Source organism: Streptomyces sp. NL15-2K (assembly GCF_030551255.1).
Lineage (GTDB): Bacteria > Actinomycetota > Actinomycetes > Streptomycetales > Streptomycetaceae > Streptomyces.
Map to the genome: position 1 here is coordinate 2,626,888 of NZ_CP130630.1, position 24,120 is coordinate 2,651,007.

Genomic DNA, 24,120 nt, shown 5'->3' on the forward strand with positions numbered 1-24,120 from the left:
TGACGGACGGGGGCGGGACGGGACTGTCAGTTGCGGCCCGTATCCTCAGGGACCATGCTCGATGACCGCGCGAGGGCAGCGTCCTTCCCCACAGCATGGCCGGCCGCGTATCCGAAGGGATACGCGGTCGTTGACGTGGAGACCACCGGCCTGGCCCGGGACGACCGGATAATCTCCGCGGCCGTCTACCGCCTGGACGCGCACGGCGAGGTCGAGGACCACTGGTACACGCTGGTCAACCCGGAGCGGGACCCGGGCCCGGTGTGGATCCACGGGCTGACGAGCGAGGTGCTTCGGGGCGCGCCCCACTTCCAGGACATCGCCGAGGAGTTCTCGGCCCGCCTCGACGGCCGGGTGCTCGTCGCGCACAACGCGGTCTTCGACTGGCAGATGATCGCCCGGGAGTACGCGCGCGCGGAGCGCGAGGCGCCGGTGCGGCAGCGGCTGTGCACCATCGCGCTGTCCAAGGAGTTGGGCCTGCCGCTGCCCAACCACAAGCTGGAGACGCTGGCCGCGCACTTCGGCGTCGTACAGCAGCGGGCGCACCACGCGCTGGACGACGCGCGCGTCCTTGCGGAGGCGTTCCGGCCGAGCCTGCGCGCGGCGGCCGCGGACGGCGTACGGCTGCCGCTGCACGAGTGCCGGCCGCTGACCGAGTGGACGGACCGGCCCGCGCCCCGGATCGGGCAGCAGGCGGGCTACGGCGGCTACCGGCAGAGCAGCTGGCGCCCCGCCCGCAAGAGGCCCGCGTGCCCGTACCCCAACCCGGGCCGCTACGAAGACGGCGGACGGCTCAAACAGGGCATGCGGGTCGCGTTCTCCGGTGACACCTCCATCGAGCGCGAGCTGCTGGAGGACCGCGCGGTCGACGCCGGTCTGCATGTGGCGACCAGCCTGTCCCGGCTGACCAGTCTGCTCGTCACCAACGACCCGGACTCGACCACGTCGAAGGCGGTCAAGGCCCGGCAGTACGGGACGCCGGTCGTCGACGAGGCGGCGTTCGGGCAACTCCTCCAGGACGTGGAGCCGGCGTCGGAGCGGTGACCGTACGGACGGGTGATTGGCGGGCGACTCGCCCGCCGCCGTCTCGCCCGCGCCGCACCGACGGCTCACCCTGTGGCGCATGGCGACATGTGAAGTCTGCGGCAATCAGTACGGAATGACCTTCGAGGTGCACGCACAGGGCGCGGTCCACGTCTTCGACTGCTTCTCCTGCGCGATCCACCGCATGGCACCCATCTGCGAGCACTGCCGTGTGCAGATCATCGGCCAGGGCGTCGAGGTCGAGGGCCACTGGTACTGCGGCGCCCACTGCGCCCGCGCGGAGGGGAAGGTGGGGATCATCGACAAGGTCTGATCGACAAGGTCTGGATGTATCGACCACGACCCCCCTGAACGCGCCCCACGACCGAGTTGTACGGTCGTGGGGTGTACCGCTTCCTGTTGTCCCGGCAGTGGGTGATCCTCACGCTGGTCGCCCTCCTTCTCATCCCCACGATGATCAGGCTGGGCATCTGGCAGATGCATCGCTACGAGCTGCGCACGGCCCGGAATCAGCTGGTCGCCGACGCGCTGTCCGCCAAGCCGGTACCCGTGGAGAAGATGACCTCCCCCGGACACACCGTCACCACTGACGAGCGGTACCGCAGTGTGACCGCCAAGGGGCATTTCGACACCGACGACGAGGTCGTCGTCCGCCGCCGCACCAACTCCGACGACGAGGTCGGCTATCACGTCCTGACCCCCTTCGTCCTGACGGACGGCAAGGTGGTGCTGGTCAACCGGGGCTGGATCCCCGCGGACGGCCTGAGCCAGACCGCGTTCCCCAAGGTCCCCGCACCGCCCCGCGGCCAGATCACCGTCACCGGCCGGCTGATGCCCGACGAGACGACCGCGGCGAGCGGCATCAAGAACCTCAAGGGACTGCCGGACCGGCAGGTCATGCTGATCAACAGCGAGCAGGAGGCGCGGCGCCTGGACGCCCAGGTGCTCGGCGGCTACCTCGCGCAGACGGCACCCGAGCCGAAGGGCGACATCCCTGAGCTGGTCGGCCAGCCGGGCAACGAGGACGCCGCGCTGAACTACGCGTACGCCATCCAGTGGTGGCTTTTCGCCGCGTGTGTCCCGGTCGGCTGGCTGGTCCTGGTCCGGCGGGAGGCCCGCGACCGCAGGGCGGCGGCTGCCGAGGAGGCCACGGCGGAGGCGGAGGAGCCGGCGACGGTGTAGCAACCGGCCTCACGTCGGTCGGCCTCGCGTCGGTCGGCCTCACGTCGGTCGGCCTCACGTCGGCCGGCCGTCCGTCGGCCGGTCCCGTCAGGGGATGAGCGGTGGAGCGGGGCGGGCTGCGTCAGGGCTCCATGGGTGCGCCCGCCCCGCTGCCGGGGTGCCGCCGTCAGCAGCAGCGGCTCTGTGGGTGTTCCTCTCGGTGCCGTGTGCGCAGCACCTGGTACTCGCGGCGGGTCGGGATCGGGGCGAGGGGGTGGTGGCGCCGGTGCCGCTCGCAGTAGCGGTCGTACTCCGCCTCTCCCGTCAGCTCGCGCAGGTACCAGCGCACCGAGCGGTACCAGCGCACGGCTCCGGTGCGGCGAACGGCGGTCACGACCGGGCTCCGGCCAGGGGTTCGGCCGGCTGCGGCGGCACGTCGATGCGGGATTCGACGTACGGAGCCTCGGTGGTCGGCAGCGCACCCGGCGAGCGGATCGCCCGCCCGCACACCACCGCCGCGTTGACGAGCACCACGGCCACCAGCAGCAGGAACAGGGCGATCAGCACGCCGTCCACCGTGGAGTTGGTGACCACGGTGTGCATGTCGTCGAGGGTCTTGGCGGGCGGCAGGACCTGGCCGGCGTCGATGGCGTCGGCGTACCGGGCTCGCTGGGCGAAGAAGCCGACCTTCGGGTCGTCGGAGAAGATCTTCTGCCAGCCCGCGGTGAAGGTCACCGCGACCACCCAGGCCAGCGGGACGCCGGTGACCCAGGCCCAGCGCAGCCGCCCGGACTTGACGAGGACGGTCGTGCACAGGGCCAGGGCGATCGCGGCGAGCAGTTGGTTGGCGATGCCGAACAGCGGGAAGAGTTGGTTGATCCCGCCGAGGGGGTCGGTGGCGCCCGTGTAGAGGAAGTAGCCCCAGGCGGCGACGACGAGTCCGCTGCACAGCCAGATGCCGGGCTTCCAGTTGACCCGGCCGACGGGCTTCCACACGTTGCCGAGCATGTCCTGGAGCATGAAGCGGCCGACCCGGGTGCCCGCGTCGACCGTGGTCAGGATGAACAGCGCCTCGAACATGATCGCGAAGTGGTACCAGAAGGCCTTCATGGCCGTACCGCCGAAGACTCCGGAGAAGATTTCCGACATGCCGACGGCCAGGGTCGGGGCGCCGCCGGAGCGGGCGATCAGGGTCTGCTCCTCGACCGCCTTGGCGGCCTGGGTGAGCTGGTCGGGCGTGATGGTGAAGCCGAGGCCCGCCACTGCGTGGGACGCCGACTCGGCCGTCGTACCGAGCAGTCCCGCGGGGGCGTTCATCGCGTAGTACAGGCCCGGCTCCAGCGTCGCCGCCGCGATCAGCGCCATGATCGCGACGAACGACTCCATCAGCATCGCGCCGTAACCGATCATCCGGACCTGGGACTCCTTCCGGATCAGCTTCGGCGTGGTGCCCGAGGAGACCAGGGCGTGGAAGCCGGAGAGCGCTCCGCAGGCGATGGTGATGAAGAGGAAGGGGAAGAGGGAGCCCGCGAAGACCGGTCCCGCACCCGACGAGGCGAAGTCGCTCACCGCGTCCGCCCGCAGCACCGGCGCGGCCACGACCACCCCGACCGCCAGCAGTGCGATGGTGCCGATCTTCATGAAGGTGGAGAGGTAGTCCCGCGGGGCGAGGAGCATCCACACGGGCAGGACGGAGGCCACGAAGCCGTAGCCGACCAGGCAGAAGACGAGGGTGGTGGGGCTGAGCGTGAAGGCGGACGCCAGCGAGGAGTTCTGCACCCAGCCGCCGCCGGCGATCGCGAGCAGCAGCAGCGCCACGCCGATCAGGCTGGTCTCGACGACCCGGCCCGGACGGATGCGGTGCAGCCAGAAACCCATGAACAGAGCGATGGGGACGGTCATCGCGACCGAGAAGGTGCCCCACGGGGAATGGGCGAGCGCGTTGACGACCACCAGCGCCAGCACGCCCAGCAGGATGATCATGATGGCGAAGACGGCGACCAGGGCCGCGGCCCCACCGGCCCGGCCGATCTCCTCACGGGCCATCTGCCCCAGCGACTTGCCGTCCCGCCGCATCGACAGGAACAACACGACCATGTCCTGCACCGCCCCGGCGAAGATCACCCCGGCGACGATCCAGAGGGTGCCGGGCAGATATCCCATCTGGGCCGCGAGCACGGGGCCCACCAGCGGGCCCGCGCCGGCGATCGCGGCGAAGTGGTGGCCGAGGAGCACCCGGCGGTCGGTGGGGTGGAAGTCGACACCGTCCTCCAGGCGTTCGGCCGGTGTGGCCCGGCGGTCGTCCGGCTTCAGCACCCGGCGGGCGATGAAGCGGGAGTAGAAGCGGTAGGCGATGGCATACGAGCCGAGCGCGGCCACCACCAGCCAGACCGCGGAGATCTCCTCCCCACGGGCGAGGGCGAGGACGCCCCAGGCGACCGCGCCGAGCAGGGAGACGGTGGCCCACAACAGAATCGAACGCGGGCTTATTCGTGATTTTTCGGACGTCGGGAGCCCGGATTCGGGCATGGCTGACGTAGGCATGGCGGCTCCTCGTTGGGACACCTCGTGACACGAGATGCGTGAGCTTCGGCGGCAGCGGCTCTCCCGCCCGCTGCCGGTCCGTGCAAGAGTTGCCCACCCTCCGGAACCGGTGGACAGCGAATTTCCAGAAGATTTCCCGCCGGTTTTCTGTCCTCCGACCGGGCCGCCCGCGCAACTCACCCCTGAGGGCACACACCAAGGACGGTGACCCATGGCCGACGGCGCCATGACCGCGACGTTCCTCGCCGTGATCGGCGGGGCGTCGCTGCTCGCCGTCACCGCACGGCGGCTGCGCCCGAGCGACCGGCTGCCCTCCCTGGAGGGCTGGGCGCTGGCCGACCGCAGCCTGGGCCCGGTGTGGACCTGGCTGCTGCTCGGCGGCACGATCTACACCGCGTACACCTTCACGGCCGTCCCGGGACTGGCCTACGGCAACGGCGCGCCCGCCTTCTTCGCGGTGCCGTACACCGTGATCGTCTGCCCGCTCGCCTTCGTCCTGCTCGGCCGACTGTGGACGGTGGCCCGCCGGCACGGCTACGTCACCGCCGCCGACTTCGTGCGAGGACGGTACGGGTCGCCGCCGCTGGCCCTGGTGGTCGCGCTGACCGGGATCCTCGCGACGATGCCGTATCTGGCGCTGCAACTGCTCGGCATACGGGCGGTGCTGACGGCCGGGGGCATGTATCCGCGGGGCGCGGCCGGTGATCTGGTGATGGTGGCGCTGTTCGCGGGGCTCGCGGTGGCGACGTACCGGTACGGGCTGCGGGCGCCCGCGGTCATCTCCGCGCTGAAGGCGGTGGCGGTCTTCGTCTCGCTCACCGCCGTGTGCTGGCTGGTCCTCGAACGGCTGGGCGGGCCCGGGGCCGTGTTCGACGGCGCGGCCCGTCGGCTGGGCGGTACGGACACCGCACACTCGCCCCTGATCCTGTCCCCGGCCCAGCAGCCCGCGTACGCCACGCTCGCCCTGGGCTCGGCGCTGGCCCTGCTGATGTACCCGCATGTGCTCACCGCCGGTTTCGCCGCCGACGGTTCGCGCACCCTGCGCAAGGTCTCCGTGGCGCTGCCCGCCTGGACGGGTCTGCTCGCCCTCTTCGGCTTCCTCGGCATCGCGGCGCTCGCCACCGGGGTACAGGCCCCGCGGGGCAGCGCCGAGGCGGTCGTACCGATGCTGGTCGACCGGCTGATGCCGGCGCCGCCGGCCGGTCTGGTGTTCGCCGCGATCACCGTGGGTGCGCTGGTCCCGGCCGCGGTGATGTCGATCGCGGCCGCCACCTGCTTCGTACGGAACGTCTACGTCGAGTACGTCCACCCGACGGCCACGCCCAAGCGGCAGGTGCGCATCGCCAAGACGGTCTCCCTCATCGCGAAGGCGGGGGCCGTGGCGTTCGTGTTCGGGCTGCGCGACCAGGACGCCATCAACCTGCAGTTGCTCGGCGGTGTGTGGATCCTGCAGATCTTCCCGGCCGTGGCCGTCGGGCTGCTCACCGGGCGACTGCACCCGCGGGCGCTGCTCGCCGGGTGGGGCGTGGGCATGGTGGCCGGGACGGTCATGGTCGTACGCGAGGGGTTCTCGCCCATCGTGCCCCTGGGCTTCGGATCCCTGGAGATCTACGCCGGGCTCGCGGCCCTGCTGCTCAATCTGACCGTCGCTCTGGCAGGCACCGCGGTCCTCGAACGCCTCGGCGTGCCACGCGGCGCCGACGCGACCGATCTGCCGGCCCGCCTGACCGTCAGGCGACACCCCGAGACGGGAGCGAACAACCCGTGAGACGCAGACACCCGACTCCCGTGTCCGAGCCGCCCGTCGAGCAGCCGGACGGACCGCTCACGCCCGTGCTGTCCGACCCGGCCGACCTCGAACGCGAGGCCGGTCTCGCCCGGCTCTTCGAACTGCACTACTCCTCGATGCTGCGCCTCGCCGTCCTGCTCGGCGCCGACGACCCGGAGAATGTGGTGGCCGAGGCCTACTACCAGATCTACCGCAAGTGGCGGCGGCTGCGGGACGTCGAGGCGGCGGAGGCGTATCTGCGGTCCACGGTGTGCAATCTGACCCGGATGCGGATACGCCATCTCCAGGTCGCCCGCAAACACGTGGAGAACCCGCCGAACCTCCCGGTCGAGGCCGTCGCATCCGCCGAGAGCACCGCACTGCTGCGCGACGACCAGCGGGTGCTGGTCGACGCGCTCCAGCAGTTGCCGGCGCGTCAGCGGGAGGCTCTGGTGCTGCGGCACTGGCTCGGGCTGAAAGAGAGTGAGATCGCCGCCGTCATGGGGATCTCCGGCGGTTCGGTGAAGACACATACGGCACGCGGCATCGCCGCACTCACCCAGGCGATGGAGGCCCGGCGATGAACGACACCAGCCCGGACCGCACGGAACGGGAGCTGCGCGAGGCACTCGAGGCACTGGCCGGCGGGGTGCGGCCCGCTCCCGACGCCTACCGCACGGCGCGCGGCGAGTGGCTGCGCCGGGAACGCCGGCGACGGCTGGTGCTCGCCGTGCTGATCGCCGTCGTCTTCACCCTGGCCACGCTGATCGGCCTGTGGGTGCTGAACCAGACCCCGTCGGAGCCGGGCGTGATCTTCTCCGGCACCGGGAGAACGGTCGTCATGGTGCCGCCCGGAACGCCGTAGACCGACCACCGCCCACACAACGAGGCCGGTCGTCATCGTGACAACCGGCCGGAACGCCGTAAACCGACCACCGCCCACACAGCGAGGACCGTCGTCGCGATGACGACGCCCGGCGTGCCGTAGGCCGACCGGACCATCACCCCGGTGCCCCGGATTGGTCACCGGGCCCGCCGGGAACCCGCACCCCGTGCACCCCCTTATCCAGGACTACGCACTCATCGGCGACGAACAGACCGCGGCGCTGGTCGGCCGGGACGGCTCGGTCGACTGGCTGTGTCTGCCCCGCTTCGACTCGGCGGCCTGTTTCGCCAAGCTCCTCGGCGACGAGGAGAACGGTCACTGGCGGATCGCCCCCGAGAACGCGAAAGGACCCTGCACCCACCGCGCCTACCGCCCCGAAACCCTCGTACTCGACACCGAGTGGGAGACCGACGGGGGCAGTGTGCGGGTCACCGACCTGATGCCGCAGCGTGACCGCGCCCCCGACCTCGTACGCGTCGTGGAAGGACTGAGTGGCGAGGTCAGCATGCGCAGCACCCTGAGGCTGCGCTTCGACTACGGCTCGGTCATGCCGTGGATGCGCCGGTCCGACGGCCACCGGGTGGCCGTCGCGGGACCCGACTCGGCGTGGCTGCGCAGCGAGCCCGAGGTGCGCACCTGGGGCGAGCACTTCGGCACCCACTCGGAGTTCACCGTCGCCGAGGGCGAGAAGGTCGCGTTCGTCCTGACCTGGCACCCTTCGCACGAGCCGCGCCCCCCGCTCGTCGACCCGTACGAGGCACTGGAGGGCAGCGTCGCGGACTGGCGGGCATGGGCCTCCCGTTGCCGCTACGACGGCCCGCACCGGGACGCCGTCGTGCGCTCCCTGATCACCCTCAAGGCCCTCACCTACGCGCCCACCGGCGGCATCGTGGCCGCCGCGACCACCTCGCTGCCCGAGGAGATCGGCGGGGTCCGCAACTGGGACTACCGCCACTGCTGGCTGCGCGACTCCACCCTCACCCTGGGCGCCCTGCTGTCGTGCGGCTACCAGGAGGAGGCCGAGGCGTGGCGGAACTGGCTGCTACGGGCGGTGGCCGGCGACCCGGCGGACCTGCAGATCATGTACGGCCTGGCGGGCGAGCGGCGACTGCCGGAGTTCGAGGTGCCGTGGCTGTCCGGCTTCGCCGGCTCGAAGCCCGTACGGATCGGCAACGGGGCCGTGAACCAGCTCCAGCTGGACGTGTACGGCGAGGTCATGGACACGCTGTCGCTGGCCCGGAAGGCGGGCCTGCCCAGCAAACCGCACATGTGGGCGTTGCAGTGCGCCCTGATGGAGTTCCTGCGCTCGGCCTGGCGGCAGCCGGACGAGGGGCTGTGGGAGGTGCGCGGGGGCCGCCGCCAGTTCGTGCACTCGAAGGTGATGGTGTGGGTGGCCGCCGACCGTGCCGTGCGCACGCTGGAGCGGAACCCGAAGCTGCGCGGCGACCTGGACGGCTGGCGCGCGATGCGTGCCGAGGTGCACCGGGAGGTGTGCGAGAAGGGCTACGACCCCGAGCGGAACACCTTCACGCAGTACTACGGCTCGCGCGAGCTCGACGCCTCGCTGCTGCTCATCCCGCGCGTGGGCTTCCTGCCGCCGGACGACCCGCGCGTGCTCGGCACCATCGACGCGGTCCGCGACGCGCTGGGCCACGGCGGCTTACTGCGCCGCTACAGCGCCGCGGAAACCCCCGTGGACGGCCTGCCGGGCGGCGAGGGCACCTTCCTGGCGTGCTCTTTCTGGCTCGCGGACGCGCTGCACATGACGGGCCGTACGAAGGAGGCGCGGGAGCTGTTCGAACGGCTGGTCGACCTAGCCAACGACGTGGGGCTGCTGTCCGAGGAGTACGACCCCGTGGCCGGCGTCCAGCTGGGCAACGTCCCGCAGGCCTTCAGCCATATCGCTCTGGTGAACACCGCCCTCGCCCTGTCCGGGACCGAAGGGGCAGGATAGGGGCCATGGATCTTGGGCTGAAGAACAGGGTGTACGTCGTCACCGGGGCCACGCGCGGACTGGGCAACGCCGCCGCGCGCGAGCTCGTCGCCGACGGCGCGAAGGTGGTCATCACGGGGCGGGAGGAGAAGAACGTCGCCGAGGCGGCCGCCGCGCTGGGGCCGAACGCGGTGGGAGTGGTCGCGGACAACGCCGACGCTTCGGCGCCCGCGCGGCTGATCGCCGCCGCGCGCGAGCACTTCGGCGGCTTCGACGGCATCCTCGTCAGCGTCGGCGGGCCCGCGCCGGGGTTCGCCGCCGACAACACGGACGAGCAGTGGCAGGCGGCGTTCGAGTCGGTGTTCCTGGGGGCGGTTCGGCTCGCGCGGGCGTCCGCGGCCGAACTGCGGGCCGGGGGTGTGGTCGGGTTCGTGTTGTCCGGGTCGGTGCACGAGCCGATTCCGGGGCTGACCATTTCCAATGGGTTGCGGCCGGGGCTGGCCGGGTTCGCGAAGTCGCTGGCCGACGAGCTGGGGCCGCGCGGAATTCGGGTGGTGGGATTGCTTCCGGCGCGTATCGATACGGATCGCGTGCGCGAGCTGGACGGGATGTCGGCCGATCCGGAGGCCACCCGGGCTGAGAATGAGGCGCGGATTCCGTTGCGGCGGTACGGGCTGCCCGAGGAATTCGGTCGGACGGCCGCGTTTCTGCTGTCACCGGCCGCGTCTTATTTGACGGGGGTCATGCTGCCGGTGGACGGGGGAATGCGGCACGGGTTCTGAGGTTTCTCAAGCTTTCAGCTTCTCAACTGACCCTTTCCGCACGGTGTTTGACCGCCTTCAGCCTGACCTCTGCCGGGAGCGTCTCCAGGCCCGCTGAATCGCGGGCGTGCGCCAGTGCCCCGGTCTCGAGGTCGTGAAGCGCCGTCCCGGGGTCCACGTGCGGTTCCAGTCGGAGCCGTACGCGGGTCTCGGGGGCGCTCGGGCGGCCCTTGAGCAGGACCTGGGCGTGAGCGACGCCGTCCAGCTCACCCGCCTGTCCTTCCAGTACGCCCTCCAGCGCCCGGCCCCTCAGCAGCGCGCCCTCGCCGTCCCCGGTGTCGACCAGTACCTCGGTGAGCCGGTGGCGGCGCAGGACCGCCGTGAGCCACCACAGGGCGAGCAGGACGAGGACGGCGAGCACGGCGAGCACGGTCGGCCACCACCAGGCGTCGCCCCGCCAGCGGGTCCGCTCGGACTCGGTCAGCAGCACGTCGTGCGAGCCGTCGTGGATCCACCAGGAGGGCGCCGGGGCACCCAGTCCCACGGCGAGCACGGAGCCGCCGAGGACGACCAGCACGAGGCCGACGAGGGCGAGCAGCACCCGGTTGACGGTCCTGAGCACCGTCCTCACCCCTTCCGTCCGAGCCGTGCCACGCGCACCGACAGCGCGGGCGGCCGGGCCAGCCCCAGCCCCCTGACCGCTTCGGTGAGTGCGGCGTCCAAGTCGGCGCGTACGTCGTCCAGTTCGCGGAAGTGGGAGACCGCGCGGACATCGGCGCGGGAACGGCGCACGCGCACGCGTGCCGACCGCACTCCGGCGACCTCCATGGCCCGGTCGCGCAGCACCACGGCGGCCGCGTCCCGGTACAGTCCGGCGCGTACGTCGGCATGGGTGCGCCGCATCGGCAGTACGCCCCGCAGACCCGGCGTCACGGCCAGCACGATCAGCCACAGGCCGAGCGCGGCGGCCACGCCCGCGCCGACGAGCACCCAGGTGTCGTCCAGGGGCCGCTCGGCCAGTTCCCGGGCGAGGCGGCGACGCCAGGGCAGGGCGTCCCGGTCGGCGCGCACGGCGGCGATGTCGTACAGGAAGGCGCCCGCGACGACCAGGAGCAGCAGCGCCACGATGCCGGCGGGGACGCGGCGCGCCGACCAGAAGCGGCCACCGGCCTTCCCGTCCTGGCCGGCCGGCACAGGTGGAGCCTCGTACTCCCCGCCTGTGTCGGCCGCCTTCTCCATGACCGGCAGTCGCTGTGTGGTGCCCTCGGAACCCTGGGGCTCGCTCATCGCGTCCTCCCCTGTGCCGCGCCGTGCGCCGGTGTCAGGTGCAGTCGCTCCACCTGGACGGCGACCTCCAGGACCTCCATGCCCACCAACGCGTCTACCCGCTCCGCGACATGACGACGCACCTGTCCGCATCGGGCGCCGATGTCGCAGGGGTAGGCGAGTTCGAGGTGCACGCGGATGCGGACCGTTTCGTGGTGGACGGCGACGTTGGCGTGCGGGGGCGCGGCGTCCTCGGGCAGTTCGCCGACTGCCTCGCGGGCCGCCTGCGACGCGATCTTCGCGACGACCCGGTCGGCGATCCGCGTGGCGCCGCGCTCGCCCGGCGGGACGACGGCCACGGGTCTGCGGATGCCCTCGGCCGCGCTGCTCACGGGCGTCACCGTCGCCGGTCGCGCCGGTCGCCACGGGTATGGAAGAAGTCGCCGAGCTCCCAGTCGCCCTCCAGGAACCGGCCGACGACGAACCCGACGGCGCCCAGGGCGGCGACCAGCAGGAAGGCTCCGAACCCGCCGAAATACCCGGCGAAGCCCAGCGCCATGCCGGCGATCATGCCGACCACGGCCATGTTCATGCTGCGCTCCGTTCGATCGTCGGTCGCCGGTGCCTCACTGGAGTCGGCTCTCCGGCTCCTCTTCCTCTTCGTCCGGCAGCTTCACATCACTCACCGCGATGTTGACCTCGACGACTTCGAGGCCGGTCATCCGTTCCACCGCCGCGATGACGTTCTCCCGAACAGCCTGGGCCACATCGGTGATCGCCACGCCGTAGTCGACGACGATCTCCAGGTCGAGCGCGGTCTGCACCTCGCCGACCTCAACCTTGACCCCGCGTGTCACGGCCCTCGCCCCGCCCGGCACCCGGTCCCGCACGGCGCCGAAGGTACGGCTCAGCCCACTGCCCATCGCGTGCACGCCGACGACCTCCCGGGCGGCCAGCCCGGCGATCTTCTCCACGACCCCGTCGGCGATCGTCGTACGCCCCCGGGTGGCCGGGTCCCCGCCGCCGCGCTTGACGGTCTTGCGGGTCTGCGCCGGCGACTCGGTCTCGCTCTCGGGGCCCCGCGTCCGGTTCCGCTCCGTCATGTCGCTCATGGCCGTACGTCCCTTCCGGTCGTCGTCCCTTTGACCACGGTAAGCGCGGTTGCGCTATCTCGCGCCAGGGATGCGGCAGGCTGGAGTAATGACGGTGGACCGGTGGACGCAGGCGGTACGGCATCAGCTGAGGCTGGGCAGACTCTTGCCCCTGGGCGGCGTGCGTGACGGCGCGTGGATCTCGGAGGAGGCGGCAGGAGCGGTGCTGCGGCGCGCGGCCGAGGACATGCGGGGCGTGCGACTGGGCCTGGTGCGGATCGATCTCGCCGACCCGGAGGACACGCACGAGCCCGCCGTACCGCGTCCGCCGAGCGCTCTGCCGCCGGGCCCGCTGCGGGCGACGGCGGAGTTCGCCGCGACGGCGTCCGAGCCGCTGCCGATGACCGCGGCGCGGGTGCGGGAGGTGTTGGCGGGCGCGGCGGAGGGCCTGGGGCTGGCGGTGACGGAGGTGGACCTGGAGGTGACGGCCCTGCTGGACCAGGAGCCCGAACCTCTTCCCGTACGGCCGCCGGAGCCGGCCGCCGCCGCGGCGAGCGGGGACACCGACGAGGGCCGTGCGGCCGACGCGGCCCTGGACGTCCCCGGTGTGTCCCACCTGACGGGCACGCTGGGCCGCCCGGTGCACATCGAAGAACGGCAGGACGAGTCCACCGCCCTGCCGCGTCGGCACATCCGGCTGGAACTGGCGGTGGACGCGGACCACCGAGCCGTGGACGTGGCCCGGCAGGTCCGCGTGAAGGTCGAACAGGCGCTACCGGATCACCCGACGGTGGCGGTGCTGGTGACCTCGGTCGGGTGAGGATTCACTCGCCGACGCCGGCCAGGTCCCGCAGCCGTCGGGCCTGCGCGGCTCGTTCCGCGATGCGCTGAGCCTCGTAGTCCCGGTCCTGCGCCCCGCGCAACAGCGCCTTGGTCTCGATCACCGCGTCCCGAGGCGCGGCCAGGATCGCCCCGGCCAGGTCGCGTACCGCGTCCTGGAGCTGATCCGTCGGCACCGCGACATTCGCCAGCCCCGTGCTCACGGCCTCCTCGGCCAGGACGAATCGCCCGGTCGCGCAGATCTCCAGCGCCCGGGCGTACCCGACCAGCCCCACGAGCGGATGCGTGCCCGTCAGGTCCGGTACCAGCCCCAGGCTGGTCTCGCGCATGGCGAACTGCACGTCGTCGGCGACGACGCGCAGGTCGCAGGCGAGCGCGAGCTGGAAGCCCGCCCCGATGGCATGCCCTTGCACCGCGACGATGGACACGATGTCGCTCCGTCGCCACCAGGTGAAACCCTCCTGGTATTCGGCGATGGTGGCGTCCAGTTCGGCGTCGCTGCCACGCGCGAGGTCGATGAACGACGGCTCGCCGTCGAAGCCCTCGGGCGTGAACGCCTGCCGGTCGAGTCCGGCGGAGAAGGACTTGCCCTCGGCACGCAGCACGACGACCCGGACCGACCCCGGAAGGAGCCGCCCGGCTTCGGCCAACGCCCGCCACAGAGCGGGGCTTTGGGCGTTGCGCTTGGCCGGGTTTGTCAGCGTCACCGTGGCGATCGCGTCGTCGACGGTGAGCCGCACGCCGTCCTTGTCGAGTACTGGAACTTCGGGTACTGGTGCTTCGGGAACAACGTCCTGGTCGGGCGAAGCCATGGGGCGCCTCCGATGAGTGCGGTCAACAGAGCGATGCTAAGTGACTGCACAGTAACCACCCGGTCGATCAGCCGACCGACCGGGTGGCCACCATCGAAGCCGATGAGCCGCCCGGGTTCAGGACGATGCGGCCTTCTTGCCCCGCGTCGCCCCGCCACGCCCACGAAGCGTGACGCCCGATTCGCTGAGCATCCGGTGTACGAAGCCATACGAGCGGCCGGTTTCCTCGGCCAGCGCCCGAATGCTCGCACCGGAGTCGTACTTCTTCTTCAGGTCTGCCGCGAGCTTGTCGCGCGCGGCGCCGGTTACCCGGCTGCCCTTCTTCAGAGTCTCGGCCACCCGTGCCTCCTCATGGGAAGTGCGCTCTGGTCTCCTCATGATCACCCCTCCGGGCCTTCATGGCCACCCATTCGGCAAGGTCCGTGAGACAAGGTTTTGACGACGGGAGCGGGTCCCCACAAGCGGAATCTGTAATTCCAGCCTGCCTTGTTCGTACCGCCGAACGGGTAAATTCGCGAAGTGCCAGGTCAGGGACGTGCCACGGCCGAGCCCTTGTCGATAAAGGGCCCGGCCGGGAAATTGATGTAGGACACACCTCGGTACGAGGAGAGCTCACACAGATGATGGATCACGGATCGGCCGAATGATCCATACGCAGTGGATCAACGCAGTGGATCACCTCTTCGATCAAGCGGTGTTGACCGCCGGACCGTCGTGCGCGGGAGCTCGGACCGAATCCTCGTCCTCTGCTCAGGTGCTCAGGCGAGGGCGACGAGGTCCGCGTAGTCGGATCCCCACAGGTCCTCGACGCCGTCGGGCAGCAGGATGATCCGCTCCGGCTGGAGCGCCTGGACGGCGCCCTCGTCGTGGGTGACCAGCACGACCGCGCCCTTGTAGGTGCGCAGCGCGCCGAGGATCTCCTCGCGGCTGGCCAGGTCGAGGTTGTTGGTCGGCTCGTCCAGCAGCAGCACGTTCGCCGAGGACACCACCAGGGTCGCGAGCGCCAGGCGGGTCTTCTCGCCGCCGGAGAGGACCCCGGCGGGCTTGTCGACGTCGTCGCCGGAGAACAGGAAGGAGCCGAGCGTCTTACGGACCTCGACCAGGTCCAGGTCGGGGTTGGCGGAGCGCATGTTCTCCAGGACCGTGCGGTCGGGGTCCAGGGTCTCGTGCTCCTGGGCGTAGTAGCCGAGCTTGAGGCCGTGGCCGGGGACGACCGCGCCGGTGTCCGGCTGCTCCACGCCCGCCAGCAGGCGCAGCAGGGTGGTCTTGCCGGCGCCGTTGAGGCCGAGGATGACGACCCGGGAGCCCTTGTCGATGGCCAGGTCGACGTCGGTGAAGATCTCCAGCGAGCCGTACGACTTCGACAGGCCCTCGGCCATCAGCGGGGTCTTGCCGCAGGGCGCGGGCTCGGGGAAGCGCAGCTTGGCGACCTTGTCGGACTTGCGGACCGCCTCCAGGCCCGAGAGCAGGCGCTCGGCGCGGCGGGCCATGTTCTGCGCGGCGACCGTCTTGGTGGCCTTGGCGCGCATCTTGTCGGCCTGCGCGTTGAGGGAGGCGGCCTTCTTCTCGGCGTTCTGCCGCTCGCGCTTGCGGCGCTTCTCGTCGGCCTCGCGCTGTTGCTGGTAGAGCTTCCAGCCCATGTTGTAGACGTCGATCTGGGAGCGGTTGGCGTCCAGGTAGAACACCTTGTTGACGACTGTCTCGACCAGGTCGGCGTCGTGGGAGATCACGATGAAGCCGCCGCGGTAGGTCTTGAGGTAGTCGCGCAGCCAGATGATCGAGTCGGCGTCCAGGTGGTTCGTCGGCTCGTCGAGGAGCAGCGTGTCCGCGTCCGAGAAGAGGATGCGGGCCAGTTCGACACGGCGGCGCTGACCGCCGGAGAGCGTGTGCAGCGGCTGACCCAGCACCCGGTCGGGCAGGTTGAGCGCGGCGGCGATGGTGGCGGCCTCGGCCTCGGCGGAGTACCCGCCCTTGGTGAGGAACTCCGTCTCCTGGCGCTCGTACTGGCGCAGCGCCTTCTCGCGGGTCGCGCCCTGGCCGTTTGCGATGCGCTGTTCGTTGTCGCGCATCTTGCGGATCAGTGCGTCGAGGCCGCGCGCGGAGAGGATGCGGTCGCGGGCGAGGACGTCGAGGTCGCCGGTGCGGGGGTCCTGCGGGAGGTAACCGACCTCGCCGGAGCGGGTGATGGTGCCGCCGGCGGGGATGCCCTCGCCGGCGAGGCACTTGGTGAGGGTCGTCTTGCCGGCGCCGTTGCGGCCGACCAGGCCGATGCGGTCACCCTTGGCGACGCGGAAGGTGGCGGACTCGATGAGGACGCGCGCACCGGCGCGCAGCTCGATACCGGATGCGGAGATCACGGACAGACTCCAGGGCGGGGTGGTTGGCGGGATGGGCGGCTGAGGGCGTTCCCGCCGTCTAATGCGCGAGGAGAATGGCCATGGGCCAAGTCTAACGGGGCCGTGCAACCACTTTTTCTGTGTTCGGGTGTTCGAGGCGGGCTTTGGCGACTTCGTTGCCGAATGGTCTGCGGTGCGGGGTGACGCGGTCCAGGTCGTCGACGGCGATGAGCTGGGCGGTCCGGGGGAGAGCCGCTGCTGCTTCGGTGCAGGGCTGGGCGATGAGCAGTACTCCGGAGTGACGTACGGCACGCGCGGGCTCGAAGGCGTGGCCTTCGCGGTGTGCCGCCAGTGGAGCGCAGGCGCAGAGCGCAGTCACGATCGGGGCGGGTCCCCCGTTCGGATCATCGCCGGGGCGTTGTCAGTGGTCGCTGCGAGACTGGGCAGCAGGTGATGTTCCGGCAAGGGATCACGAAGGAGTGATCGGTATGGCAGGCACGAGCGGCGGGCGTCCGAGCATCTACCCGACCCTGCTCTACGCGGACGCGAAGGCGGCGATCCGGCAGCTCACGGAGGCCTTCGGCTTCACGGAGCTGTCGGTGTACGAAGACGAGGACGGCTCGGTCACGCACGCCGAACTGGTGCAGGGCAACGGTGGGGTGATGCTCGGTTCCAAGGGCCGCGGCGGTGTCTTCGACACGGCGATGAAGGACGCGGGCCCGGTGGGGGTGTACGTCGTCGTGGACGACGTCGACGCACATCACCAGCGAGCCGTGGACCACGGCGCGGAGATCCTGATGCCCCCGACGGACCAGGACTACGGCTCGCGGGACTACATGGCCCGGGACTCCGAGGGCAACATCTGGAGCTTCGGGACGTACGCCCCCGAGATAGAGGGCTGAGCGCCGGGCGTTCAACTGCCCCCGGTGTGCACCTGGAAGGCCGCGCGGCGTACGGCCTTCGCCAGGGCCGGGTCGGGGTGTGCGGCGGCGAGGGCGACCAGGACCTGCACGGTGCGGGGGTGGCCGACGGCGCGCACCTCGTCGAGGAGCGAGGGGACGGTCGGCTGCACCGCGGACTCCAGGTGCCGCACCAGCATCGGGGCCTCGCCGTGGTCGGCGACGGCGGCGGCGGTGTCGACCCAGAGCCAGGTGGCCTCTTCCCGGGTGAGGACCTCGTGGGCGTCCTCGGGGTCGATGCCGTCGTGCTCGGCGAGCCACAGCAGGGCGTAGGGCCGCAGCGTCGGATCGTCGGCCACGGAGCGGACGTCGGGCTCGGCGGGGGCGCCGACGACGCGCAGGGCCTCGAAGGCGAGGCCGCGCAGCAGGGCGTCCTCGCCGCGGGCGGCGTCGAGCAGCTCGGTGACGGCGCTGCCGACGGGGCGGGCGGCGAGCCAGGCGCGGTACTCGGCGCGGGCCGCGTTCGGGCGCAGCTGGGCGCAGCCGCGGAGCATGTCCTCGGCCGCCTGCTCGATGTTCCCGGCGGGGCTCTGGGCGGCGACGCAGATCTGCTCCAGCTTGACCCAGACCGCCCAGCTGCCGAGCGGGGTGAGCGTGGCCTGCCCGTCGCCGTAGGTGAGGGCGCCGACGGAGGCGAGCGCGCGCAGGGCCCAGTCGAGGAGGGGGGCGAGGGGGGCGTCGGCGGCCTGGTGCTCCGTGGGTTCGGGCTGCGGTCCGTAGGGGATTTCGCAGCGCTCGGTGCGCAGTTCGGTGACCCGCTGCTCCAGGAGGTCGAGGAGCTGCTCCACGGGGACGGGGCCGGCGGACAGCTGGAGGAAGGAGAGCACCTGAGGCATGGCCGAGACGACCTCGGCGAGGGCGGCGGGCTCGTGGTCGGCCGGCTCCGGGCAGGCGAGCGACCAGGCGTCGAAGAGGGCGACCCAGCCGCGCAGTACGGCGCTGTCGTCGCGGTTCCAGGCGCGCAGCCGCCAGCCGGGGCGGGCGGTGTCGCCGTGCACCTCGACGAGACCGGCGAGGCGGGCGGTGTCCCAGTCGGCGCGGACCTGAGCCGGGGTCAGGCCCAGGTCGGTGGCGGCGCGTTCGGCGGTCTCGTCGGAGAGGGTGCCCCTGCCGCCCGGGTTCGCGCCGTCGCGGACGGGGCGCAGCGCGGCGTCGGCCCAGTGGGCGACGCGGGCCGCGGCGGCCAGGCCGGAGCGTGCCATTCTGGCCAGCTCCGCGGGGGCCGGTGTGCCCTCCGGGGGGCGGGGCGCGGGGCGGCGCGGGCGCCGCTGGTTCACAGCTGAGGGAGCGGCGGCCAGGGGTCGCGGGCGGACGAGTCGAAGCCTGGAGTCGCGCGGGATACGGGACGTCACGGGTGCAGTCTTCCGGTTGACGGTCCGAAAACCCAAACGGAATGCCACGGCGGGCGACGGGGAGGGCCGACGCCGGGCCCGTGCGGGCGGCTGAAGGCTGAGATCAGGCCAGTGGTACGGCGTTAAACGGAACCTGCGGCACCGGGAGCGGAGGGGGTGGCGCGGGAGGGGTGAAGTGCAGTGGCGTGCCGAGTGGGGTGCGCTGCGTGCCGAGCGGGGTGCGCTGCGGGCCGAGCGGGGTGCGCTGCGGGCCGAGCGGGGTGCGCTGCGGGCCGAGCGGGGTGCGCTGCGGGCCGAGCGGGGTGCGCTGCGGGCCGAGCGGGGTGCGCTGCGGGCCGAGCGGGGTGCGCTGCGGGCCGAGCGGGGCACACGGCCGGTTTCGGCGCCGCCGAGGACGTACGCCGAGGACGTGCGTCGTGACCGAGCAGCGTCGCGGCGGGGCGGGAAGCGGCAGTGAAGGGGGTCACATCAGTGGTGTCAGGAAGCGGCGCATCGCCTCTTCGTAGGTCTTGGGGTCGGCGTTCCACATGGCCGCGTGGGGAGCGTGGTGCACGGTGTGGAGGGTGACCCGGTCGGGGCGGGTGGCGGCGAGGCGGCGGGAGTGGTCCCAGGGGGCCACCTTGTCGTCGGGGCCGTGGAAGATCATGGTCGGCGTCAGGAGCCGGTCGGCGGTGTCGGCCTCGGCGTCGGCGAGGCGGTCGCCGTACATGCCCGTGCGGCCCTGCGCGGCGCGTACCGCGAGCGGCAGCAGGGCGCCCGGTGTGCGGCGGGCGGCGGCGAGGGCGCGCAGGGTCGTCTCCCAGCTGAGCACCGGGGAGTCCAGGACGAGCCCGGAGATCCGTTCGCGCAGGCCGGAGTGCGCGGCGGCGCGCAGCGCCATGGTGGCGCCGGTGGACCAGCCGAGCAGGACGACCTGGCGGGCGCCGTACCGGACGGCGTAGCCGATCGCCGCGTCCAGGTCGCGCCACTCGGTCTCGCCGAGATGGTTCAGTCCGTCCGGCGGGCGGGGTGCGCCGAGGTCGCCGCGGTAGGCGAGGGCGAGTACGGGGAAGCGGTGGCGGTGCAGGAACTCCATGACGTTCATGGGGTGTTCGCGGGTGGTGCCCAGGCCGTGCACCGCGATGATCCAGGTGTCCCGGACGCCCGGCACGAACCACGCGGGCAGGGAGCCGAGTTCGCCGGGGATGTCGATGTCGGCATGGTCCAGGCCGAGGGCGGCGCTCGGGTTGCCGACGTACAGGTTCGGGGTGAGCCAGACCTTGTCGCCGGGCTTCAGGGTGCCGTGCGAGACGCGTTCCAGGCGGCGGACGACGGTGTCGGCGGAGTGGGACTCCGCGGCGAGGACGGGCCCGACGACCGCGTGCGAGCCGTCGCCGCCGAGGCCGTAGACGCCGGGACGCAGGGCGGCCAGGTCACGAGTGAGGACGATCCGGCCCGCGGCCGTCGCGTGCACGGTGAGCCGGGGTTCGGTGGGCAGGGGTCGGCCCGGCGGCGCCTTGAGCGCGGCGTCGCTGGCGAGTCGGCCGGCGGCGATACCCGCCGCACCGGCCGCCAGGGCCGCGGAGACGGCAGCGGCCGTTGCTTTGACAGTGCGCACGGCTCCAGTGTCCTGTCGGACGTGGCAACCGGCCAGCGGGAGGACGGCTCGGAGTGACGCCGCCTGTCGGGAGACGTCGCCTGTCGGGAGACGCCGTCTGTCGGGAGACGCCGTCTGTGGGATGAGTCGGCCGGTGCGCCGCCTGCCCGTAGGCCGCGGCGGAACCTCACCCCCGCTGCCCGTACCCCCGCAGCCGCTCCCCGACCTCCGCCAGCTGTGCCCCGGACAGCAGCGTCGGTGACAACCCTGGTACCGCGGACGCCGTCAGCCACAAGCGGCACATCCATTCCAGCTGGGCCGTGCGGTCGTAGGCCTGGTCCAGGGTGGCGCCGTAGGTGAGGGTGCCGTGGTTCTGGAGAAGGCAGCCGGAGCGGTCGGCGAGGGCGTGGAGCATGTTCTCGGCCAACTCGTCGGTGCCGTACGTGGCATACGGGGCAACCCGGACGGGCCCGCCGAGGGCGACGGTCATGTAGTGGATCGCCGGGAGCTCGGGAACGAGCGTCGAGACGGCCGTCGCGTGCACGGCGTGGGTGTGCACGACGGCGCGGGCGTCGGTGTTGCGGTAGACGGCGAGATGCATGGGCAGTTCGCTGGTGGGGACCAGGGCGCCGAGAACCTGCCGGCCGTCGAGGTCGACGCCGGTGACGTCGTCCGCCGTGAGCCGGTCGTAGGGGACGCCCGACGGCGTGACCAGCACGGTGTCGCCGACGCGCACCGAGACGTTGCCAGAGGTGCCGACGACCAGTCCGTCGGACACGGTCCGGCGGGCCGTCGCGACGAGCGCCTCCCAGGCGTCCGCCTCCTCGGCGCGCACACCCCTCCCCCGCGACTCCGGCACATCCTGTGCGCCCTCCCGTGCACCCCGTACGCCCCGAGGGTCCCGCTGCTGCTCAGCCATGCGGCGATCCTGCCAGGCACGGCGTCAACCGGCCGCCGGGCGGGGGCACTTTAGGCCGGAATCGGGCCCTCCGAAAGGCCACATATAGGCATACATGGGCTTCTTCGATCGCTTGGCCAGAGATCGTCGAAGATCCGATGATCTTCCAGTAATCTCTGGGAGATTTTGTCGTGCACGTCGCCATTCCGGGGGACATATGGCCCGTGATCGCAAACCATCCCGCCGCCACAGCCGCGCCTTAGCGGCGTCCGTGGCGGCTCTCACCGCCGGGGGGATCGCGCTCGCCGAGACACCCGCCTCGGCCGCGAGCCCGCCCAAAGGACACGACGTCTCTTCCCACCAGAAGAACGTCGACTGGCAGAAGGCCAAGTCCAAGGGCGCCAAGTTCGTCTACGTCAAGGCGACCGAGTCCACCACCTACCGCAACCCGTACTTCAGCCAGCAGTACAACGGCGCCCGCACCATGGGCATCATCCGCGGCGCGTACCACTTCGCGCTGCCCAACAGGTCGTCGGGCAGGGCACAGGCGGCGCACTTCGTGCGCAACGGCGGCAGCTGGTCCGCGGACGGCTGGACGCTGCCGCCCGCGCTCGACATCGAGTACAACCCGTACGACAAGAAGCACAAGTGCTACGGCCTGAGCAAGGCGAAGATGGTCAGCTGGATCAAGTCGTTCAGCGACGAGGTCAAGCGGCGCACCGGCCGCCGTCCGGTGATCTACACCACCGCCCACTGGTGGAACACGTGCACCGGCCGCAGCCGCGCCTTCGCCTCGAACCACGCCTTATGGGTGGCCCGTTACAACTCCGCGGACGCGGGGGCACTGCCGGCCGGGTGGCCGGCCTGGACGATCTGGCAGTACGACAACGGCGGCAGTCTGCCGGGTGACCAGAATCTCTTCAACGGATCCCTGACCCAGCTGAGAAAGTTTGCCCGAGGCTACTAGCCGTGCGGCGCCTGGGCCGCGGGGCGGAAAGGGAGCTCGGCGGTGCGAGAACCGTCACCCCCGGACACCCTGCAGCCCTCCTCAGTTCATCTTCCGTTCATTCAGGTTACCTACGTTCGTCCGGCCAATGACCTCGAACGATTGCCTGGGTAAATGGAAAACTTCTCGCTGATCCTCGCGATTGTGGTAGTAACCGCGCTCGCGTTCGATTTCACGAACGGTTTCCACGACACCGCCAACGCGATGGCCACGACCATCTCGACCGGTGCGCTCAAGCCCAAGGTCGCGGTGGCCATGTCCGCCGTACTGAACCTTGTAGGCGCCTTTCTCTCCGTGGAGGTCGCCAACACGATCTCCAAAGGTCTCGTCGACGAGACCGGCATCCGTCCCGAGGTCATCTTCGCCGCGCTGGTCGGCGCCATCCTCTGGAATCTGCTGACCTGGCTGGTGGGCCTGCCCTCCAGCTCCTCGCACGCCCTCATGGGCGGTCTGATCGGCGCCACCATCGCCTCGGCCGGCATGGGCGCCGTCCACGGTGACGCGCTGGTCACCAAGGTCCTGATTCCGGCGATAGCGGCCCCGCTGGTCGCGGGTCTCGCGGCGATGCTCGCCACCCGACTCTCCTACCGGCTGGGCAAGAAGGCCGACGGCAAGGCCGCCGAGAAGGGCTACCGGACCGGCCAGATCGCCTCCGCCGGCCTGGTCTCCCTGGCCCACGGCACGAACGACGCACAGAAGACGATGGGCATCATCACCCTCGCCCTGGTCGCCGGCGGCGCCGTCGCCCCCGACTCCGACCCGCCCCTGTGGGTCATCCTCTCCGCGGGCCTCGCCATCGCGCTCGGCACCTACCTCGGCGGCTGGCGCATCATCCGCACCATGGGCAAGGGCCTGACCGACCTCCAGCCGCAGCAGGGCTTCGCCGCCCAGACCAGCGCGGCCACGGTCATCCTGGCCTCCTCCCACCTCGGCTTCTCCCTCTCCACCACGCACTCCGTCTCCGGCGCGGTGATGGGCGCGGGCCTCGGCCGCAAGGGCGGGGTCGTCCGCTGGTCCACGGCGACGCGCATGTTCGTCGCCTGGGGTCTCACGCTCCCCGCCGCCGCCCTCGTCGGCGCGCTCGCCGAGTACGTGACGGGCCTCGGCGACTGGGGTACGGCCGTCGTCGCCGTCTTCCTCGTCGCCTCCAGCGCCGCGATCTGGAAGGTCTCGCGCCGCGAGGTCGTCGACCACACGAACGTCAACTCCAGCGATTTGAACGACCGCGAGGAGCCGGCCGGCGTGGTGACCACGGCGATCGCGGCCGTGACCCCGCCGCCTGCGGGCACGGTGACCGAGGACCTCACGGCCACCGTCCCGGCCTCGGCCTCGGCCTCCGAGCCGACGCGTTCGCAAGCCACCGTCTGATCCCCACCCGGTTTCTCAAGGACAGTTACTCAAGGAAGAAGAAGCATGAAGATCGACTGGGCGGCTCTCGGTTCCGTCTTCGGCGTCAGCCTCGCGGTCACCGTGGCCCTGGTGGCCCTGTTCACCCTCGGCATCACCGGCCTCTCGCGACAGGAGCGGGCGGCGGCCCGGGGAGGCTCGGCCGCGCTGGCGGTGACCGGGGCGTACGCCTGCTTCGCGGCGTGCGCGGCGGCGGTGGCGTACGGGATCCATCTGATCGTGGCCTGACGCACAGCACGCGAGCGCAGTCGAGGTGCGGGACGGATCACCGTCCCGCACCTCACGCGTGTGTGGGCCTTCGCACACTCTCCCGTCGCAGGTCAACGGCAAGTTGACGGCCCTTCCAACCGCGTGGTGGACTGCCGGGGCCATGTACGGCGGCAGGAGAGGAAGCCGGTGAGAATCCGGCGCGGTCCCGCCACTGTCACCGGGGTAGGAAGCCCCGGGAGCCAGGAACTCTCACCGCCGGTCTCGTCGAAC

At 71.5% G+C, this 24,120-nt stretch carries 28 protein-coding genes and 1 riboswitch; of the genes, 14 read left to right on the top strand and 14 right to left on the bottom strand.

Annotation, left to right across the window (positions count from 1 at the left end; genetic code table 11):
• The first annotated feature begins 54 nt into the window (after window positions 1-54).
• The 3 genes from Q4V64_RS11295 to Q4V64_RS11305 all read left to right on the top strand — a co-directional run bounded on the left by Q4V64_RS11295 (window position 55) and on the right by Q4V64_RS11305 (window position 2,226).
• Window positions 55-1,044, top strand: a complete 990-nt coding sequence (locus Q4V64_RS11295) for a DEDDh family exonuclease (RefSeq protein WP_124443292.1) — start codon at window positions 55-57, stop codon at window positions 1,042-1,044.
• A 79-nt stretch (window positions 1,045-1,123) separates the two neighbouring features.
• Entirely contained in the window at window positions 1,124-1,357 is a 234-nt protein-coding gene (locus Q4V64_RS11300) for a hypothetical protein (RefSeq protein ID WP_124443291.1), read from the top strand.
• Between the two features lie 71 nt (window positions 1,358-1,428).
• Window positions 1,429-2,226 (top strand): SURF1 family protein, encoded by a 798-nt coding sequence (locus tag Q4V64_RS11305; RefSeq protein WP_124443290.1) that lies wholly within the window; start codon window positions 1,429-1,431, stop codon window positions 2,224-2,226.
• A gap of 166 nt (window positions 2,227-2,392) precedes the next feature.
• Here the strand turns inward: Q4V64_RS11305 and Q4V64_RS11310 are convergent, their stop codons facing one another.
• A complete protein-coding gene (locus tag Q4V64_RS11310; protein ID WP_253267258.1) occupies window positions 2,393-2,599 on the bottom strand; it encodes a YbdD/YjiX family protein in 207 nt (68 codons plus the stop codon).
• On the bottom strand, window positions 2,596-4,749 hold the full coding sequence (locus Q4V64_RS11315; protein ID WP_124443289.1) for a carbon starvation CstA family protein: 2,154 nt from the start codon (window positions 4,747-4,749) through the stop codon (window positions 2,596-2,598). The genes Q4V64_RS11310 and Q4V64_RS11315 overlap by 4 nt, the downstream gene beginning before the upstream one ends.
• 211 nt (window positions 4,750-4,960) lie before the next feature.
• Between Q4V64_RS11315 and Q4V64_RS11320 the strand changes: the two genes are divergently transcribed.
• From Q4V64_RS11320 to Q4V64_RS11340, 5 genes are all read left to right on the top strand, one after another.
• Window positions 4,961-6,517 carry a sodium:solute symporter gene (locus Q4V64_RS11320; RefSeq protein ID WP_124443288.1) on the top strand — a complete coding sequence of 519 codons (1,557 nt, stop codon included), beginning with the start codon at window positions 4,961-4,963 and terminating at the stop codon, window positions 6,515-6,517.
• A gap of 20 nt (window positions 6,518-6,537) precedes the next feature.
• Window positions 6,538-7,101, top strand: a complete 564-nt coding sequence (locus Q4V64_RS11325; RefSeq protein WP_253267257.1) for a SigE family RNA polymerase sigma factor — start codon at window positions 6,538-6,540, stop codon at window positions 7,099-7,101.
• Complete coding sequence (locus Q4V64_RS11330) at window positions 7,098-7,382, top strand: hypothetical protein (RefSeq protein ID WP_124443287.1); 285 nt, start codon at window positions 7,098-7,100, stop codon at window positions 7,380-7,382. The genes Q4V64_RS11325 and Q4V64_RS11330 overlap by 4 nt, the downstream gene beginning before the upstream one ends.
• Window positions 7,383-7,569: 187 nt before the next feature.
• On the top strand, window positions 7,570-9,357 hold the full coding sequence (locus Q4V64_RS11335) for a glycoside hydrolase family 15 protein (protein WP_124443286.1): 1,788 nt from the start codon (window positions 7,570-7,572) through the stop codon (window positions 9,355-9,357).
• A gap of 5 nt (window positions 9,358-9,362) precedes the next feature.
• Complete coding sequence (locus Q4V64_RS11340; RefSeq protein WP_124443285.1) at window positions 9,363-10,118, top strand: SDR family oxidoreductase; 756 nt, start codon at window positions 9,363-9,365, stop codon at window positions 10,116-10,118.
• A gap of 22 nt (window positions 10,119-10,140) precedes the next feature.
• Here the strand turns inward: Q4V64_RS11340 and amaP are convergent, their stop codons facing one another.
• Genes amaP through Q4V64_RS11365 form a run of 5 tightly spaced genes read right to left on the bottom strand, consistent with a single transcriptional unit; the run spans window position 10,141 to window position 12,475 of the window.
• Window positions 10,141-10,728, bottom strand: coding sequence for an alkaline shock response membrane anchor protein AmaP (gene amaP / locus Q4V64_RS11345; RefSeq protein ID WP_172629450.1), 588 nt, complete (start codon window positions 10,726-10,728; stop codon window positions 10,141-10,143).
• The gene (locus tag Q4V64_RS11350; protein WP_124443283.1) at window positions 10,725-11,384 is read right to left on the bottom strand and encodes a DUF6286 domain-containing protein; all 660 of its coding nucleotides are present in this window, start codon (window positions 11,382-11,384) and stop codon (window positions 10,725-10,727) included. Before Q4V64_RS11350 ends, amaP begins: the two co-directional genes overlap by 4 nt.
• Window positions 11,381-11,764 (bottom strand): Asp23/Gls24 family envelope stress response protein, encoded by a 384-nt coding sequence (locus tag Q4V64_RS11355; protein ID WP_124443282.1) that lies wholly within the window; start codon window positions 11,762-11,764, stop codon window positions 11,381-11,383. Before Q4V64_RS11355 ends, Q4V64_RS11350 begins: the two co-directional genes overlap by 4 nt.
• The gene (locus Q4V64_RS11360) at window positions 11,761-11,955 is read right to left on the bottom strand and encodes a hypothetical protein (RefSeq protein ID WP_124443281.1); all 195 of its coding nucleotides are present in this window, start codon (window positions 11,953-11,955) and stop codon (window positions 11,761-11,763) included. The genes Q4V64_RS11355 and Q4V64_RS11360 overlap by 4 nt, the downstream gene beginning before the upstream one ends.
• Window positions 11,956-11,989: 34 nt before the next feature.
• Entirely contained in the window at window positions 11,990-12,475 is a 486-nt protein-coding gene (locus Q4V64_RS11365; RefSeq protein ID WP_124443280.1) for an Asp23/Gls24 family envelope stress response protein, read from the bottom strand.
• Between the two features lie 88 nt (window positions 12,476-12,563).
• Between Q4V64_RS11365 and Q4V64_RS11370 the strand changes: the two genes are divergently transcribed.
• Window positions 12,564-13,274 (top strand): nucleopolyhedrovirus P10 family protein, encoded by a 711-nt coding sequence (locus Q4V64_RS11370; protein ID WP_172629449.1) that lies wholly within the window; start codon window positions 12,564-12,566, stop codon window positions 13,272-13,274.
• 4 nt (window positions 13,275-13,278) lie between these two features.
• On the opposite strand, the gene Q4V64_RS11375 is transcribed toward Q4V64_RS11370, so the two are convergent.
• The 4 genes from Q4V64_RS11375 to Q4V64_RS11390 form a co-directional block, all read right to left on the bottom strand.
• The gene (locus tag Q4V64_RS11375; protein WP_124443279.1) at window positions 13,279-14,106 is read right to left on the bottom strand and encodes an enoyl-CoA hydratase/isomerase family protein; all 828 of its coding nucleotides are present in this window, start codon (window positions 14,104-14,106) and stop codon (window positions 13,279-13,281) included.
• A gap of 117 nt (window positions 14,107-14,223) precedes the next feature.
• Window positions 14,224-14,445 carry a helix-turn-helix domain-containing protein gene (locus Q4V64_RS11380; protein ID WP_004002281.1) on the bottom strand — a complete coding sequence of 74 codons (222 nt, stop codon included), beginning with the start codon at window positions 14,443-14,445 and terminating at the stop codon, window positions 14,224-14,226.
• A 419-nt stretch (window positions 14,446-14,864) separates the two neighbouring features.
• Window positions 14,865-16,463, bottom strand: coding sequence for a ribosomal protection-like ABC-F family protein (gene abc-f / locus Q4V64_RS11385; RefSeq protein WP_124443278.1), 1,599 nt, complete (start codon window positions 16,461-16,463; stop codon window positions 14,865-14,867).
• Between the two features lie 91 nt (window positions 16,464-16,554).
• Window positions 16,555-16,821: a hypothetical protein gene (locus tag Q4V64_RS11390; protein ID WP_124443277.1), complete on the bottom strand. Its 267-nt coding sequence runs from the start codon at window positions 16,819-16,821 to the stop codon at window positions 16,555-16,557.
• A 109-nt stretch (window positions 16,822-16,930) separates the two neighbouring features.
• Here Q4V64_RS11390 and Q4V64_RS11395 point away from each other — a divergent pair, with 109 nt between their 5' ends.
• Window positions 16,931-17,344, top strand: a complete 414-nt coding sequence (locus Q4V64_RS11395; protein ID WP_124443276.1) for a VOC family protein — start codon at window positions 16,931-16,933, stop codon at window positions 17,342-17,344.
• 11 nt (window positions 17,345-17,355) lie between these two features.
• Here Q4V64_RS11395 and Q4V64_RS11400 read toward each other — a convergent pair whose 3' ends face one another.
• The gene (locus Q4V64_RS11400; RefSeq protein WP_172629448.1) at window positions 17,356-18,753 is read right to left on the bottom strand and encodes a hypothetical protein; all 1,398 of its coding nucleotides are present in this window, start codon (window positions 18,751-18,753) and stop codon (window positions 17,356-17,358) included.
• 175 nt (window positions 18,754-18,928) lie between these two features.
• Here Q4V64_RS11400 and Q4V64_RS11405 point away from each other — a divergent pair, with 175 nt between their 5' ends.
• Window positions 18,929-19,210, top strand: coding sequence for a hypothetical protein (locus Q4V64_RS11405; protein ID WP_303709895.1), 282 nt, complete (start codon window positions 18,929-18,931; stop codon window positions 19,208-19,210).
• Between the two features lie 6 nt (window positions 19,211-19,216).
• On the opposite strand, the gene Q4V64_RS11410 is transcribed toward Q4V64_RS11405, so the two are convergent.
• Both Q4V64_RS11410 and Q4V64_RS11415 read right to left on the bottom strand, forming a co-directional pair.
• Complete coding sequence (locus Q4V64_RS11410; protein ID WP_124443275.1) at window positions 19,217-20,350, bottom strand: alpha/beta fold hydrolase; 1,134 nt, start codon at window positions 20,348-20,350, stop codon at window positions 19,217-19,219.
• A 166-nt stretch (window positions 20,351-20,516) separates the two neighbouring features.
• Window positions 20,517-21,248, bottom strand: a complete 732-nt coding sequence (locus Q4V64_RS11415) for a class II aldolase/adducin family protein (RefSeq protein ID WP_124443274.1) — start codon at window positions 21,246-21,248, stop codon at window positions 20,517-20,519.
• Window positions 21,249-21,444: 196 nt separating this feature from the next.
• On the opposite strand from Q4V64_RS11415, the gene Q4V64_RS11420 reads away from it, so the two are divergent.
• The 3 genes from Q4V64_RS11420 to Q4V64_RS11430 all read left to right on the top strand — a co-directional run bounded on the left by Q4V64_RS11420 (window position 21,445) and on the right by Q4V64_RS11430 (window position 23,868).
• Window positions 21,445-22,194: a lysozyme gene (locus tag Q4V64_RS11420; protein ID WP_124443273.1), complete on the top strand. Its 750-nt coding sequence runs from the start codon at window positions 21,445-21,447 to the stop codon at window positions 22,192-22,194.
• A gap of 153 nt (window positions 22,195-22,347) precedes the next feature.
• Window positions 22,348-23,601: an inorganic phosphate transporter gene (locus tag Q4V64_RS11425; protein ID WP_124443272.1), complete on the top strand. Its 1,254-nt coding sequence runs from the start codon at window positions 22,348-22,350 to the stop codon at window positions 23,599-23,601.
• A 45-nt stretch (window positions 23,602-23,646) separates the two neighbouring features.
• On the top strand, window positions 23,647-23,868 hold the full coding sequence (locus Q4V64_RS11430; RefSeq protein ID WP_124443271.1) for a hypothetical protein: 222 nt from the start codon (window positions 23,647-23,649) through the stop codon (window positions 23,866-23,868).
• Between the two features lie 109 nt (window positions 23,869-23,977).
• Window positions 23,978-24,120, top strand: a riboswitch (cobalamin riboswitch).

What these genes read in the sequence shown, in the direction of transcription:
- Q4V64_RS11295 (WP_124443292.1), top strand. Translation starts at nt 55, where the DNA reads ATGCTCGATGACCGCGCGAGGGCAGCGTCCTTCCCCACAGCATGGCCG.
- Q4V64_RS11300 (WP_124443291.1), top strand. Translation starts at nt 1,124, where the DNA reads ATGGCGACATGTGAAGTCTGCGGCAATCAGTACGGAATGACCTTCGAG.
- Q4V64_RS11315 (WP_124443289.1), bottom strand. Translation starts at nt 4,749, where the DNA reads ATGCCTACGTCAGCCATGCCCGAATCCGGGCTCCCGACGTCCGAAAAA.
- Q4V64_RS11320 (WP_124443288.1), top strand. Translation starts at nt 4,961, where the DNA reads ATGGCCGACGGCGCCATGACCGCGACGTTCCTCGCCGTGATCGGCGGG.
- Q4V64_RS11330 (WP_124443287.1), top strand. Translation starts at nt 7,098, where the DNA reads ATGAACGACACCAGCCCGGACCGCACGGAACGGGAGCTGCGCGAGGCA.
- Q4V64_RS11340 (WP_124443285.1), top strand. Translation starts at nt 9,363, where the DNA reads ATGGATCTTGGGCTGAAGAACAGGGTGTACGTCGTCACCGGGGCCACG.
- Q4V64_RS11350 (WP_124443283.1), bottom strand. Translation starts at nt 11,384, where the DNA reads ATGAGCGAGCCCCAGGGTTCCGAGGGCACCACACAGCGACTGCCGGTC.
- Q4V64_RS11360 (WP_124443281.1), bottom strand. Translation starts at nt 11,955, where the DNA reads ATGAACATGGCCGTGGTCGGCATGATCGCCGGCATGGCGCTGGGCTTC.
- Q4V64_RS11365 (WP_124443280.1), bottom strand. Translation starts at nt 12,475, where the DNA reads ATGAGCGACATGACGGAGCGGAACCGGACGCGGGGCCCCGAGAGCGAG.
- Q4V64_RS11370 (WP_172629449.1), top strand. Translation starts at nt 12,564, where the DNA reads ATGACGGTGGACCGGTGGACGCAGGCGGTACGGCATCAGCTGAGGCTG.
- Q4V64_RS11375 (WP_124443279.1), bottom strand. Translation starts at nt 14,106, where the DNA reads ATGGCTTCGCCCGACCAGGACGTTGTTCCCGAAGCACCAGTACCCGAA.
- Q4V64_RS11395 (WP_124443276.1), top strand. Translation starts at nt 16,931, where the DNA reads ATGGCAGGCACGAGCGGCGGGCGTCCGAGCATCTACCCGACCCTGCTC.
- Q4V64_RS11415 (WP_124443274.1), bottom strand. Translation starts at nt 21,248, where the DNA reads ATGGCTGAGCAGCAGCGGGACCCTCGGGGCGTACGGGGTGCACGGGAG.
- Q4V64_RS11420 (WP_124443273.1), top strand. Translation starts at nt 21,445, where the DNA reads ATGGCCCGTGATCGCAAACCATCCCGCCGCCACAGCCGCGCCTTAGCG.
- Q4V64_RS11425 (WP_124443272.1), top strand. Translation starts at nt 22,348, where the DNA reads ATGGAAAACTTCTCGCTGATCCTCGCGATTGTGGTAGTAACCGCGCTC.
- Q4V64_RS11430 (WP_124443271.1), top strand. Translation starts at nt 23,647, where the DNA reads ATGAAGATCGACTGGGCGGCTCTCGGTTCCGTCTTCGGCGTCAGCCTC.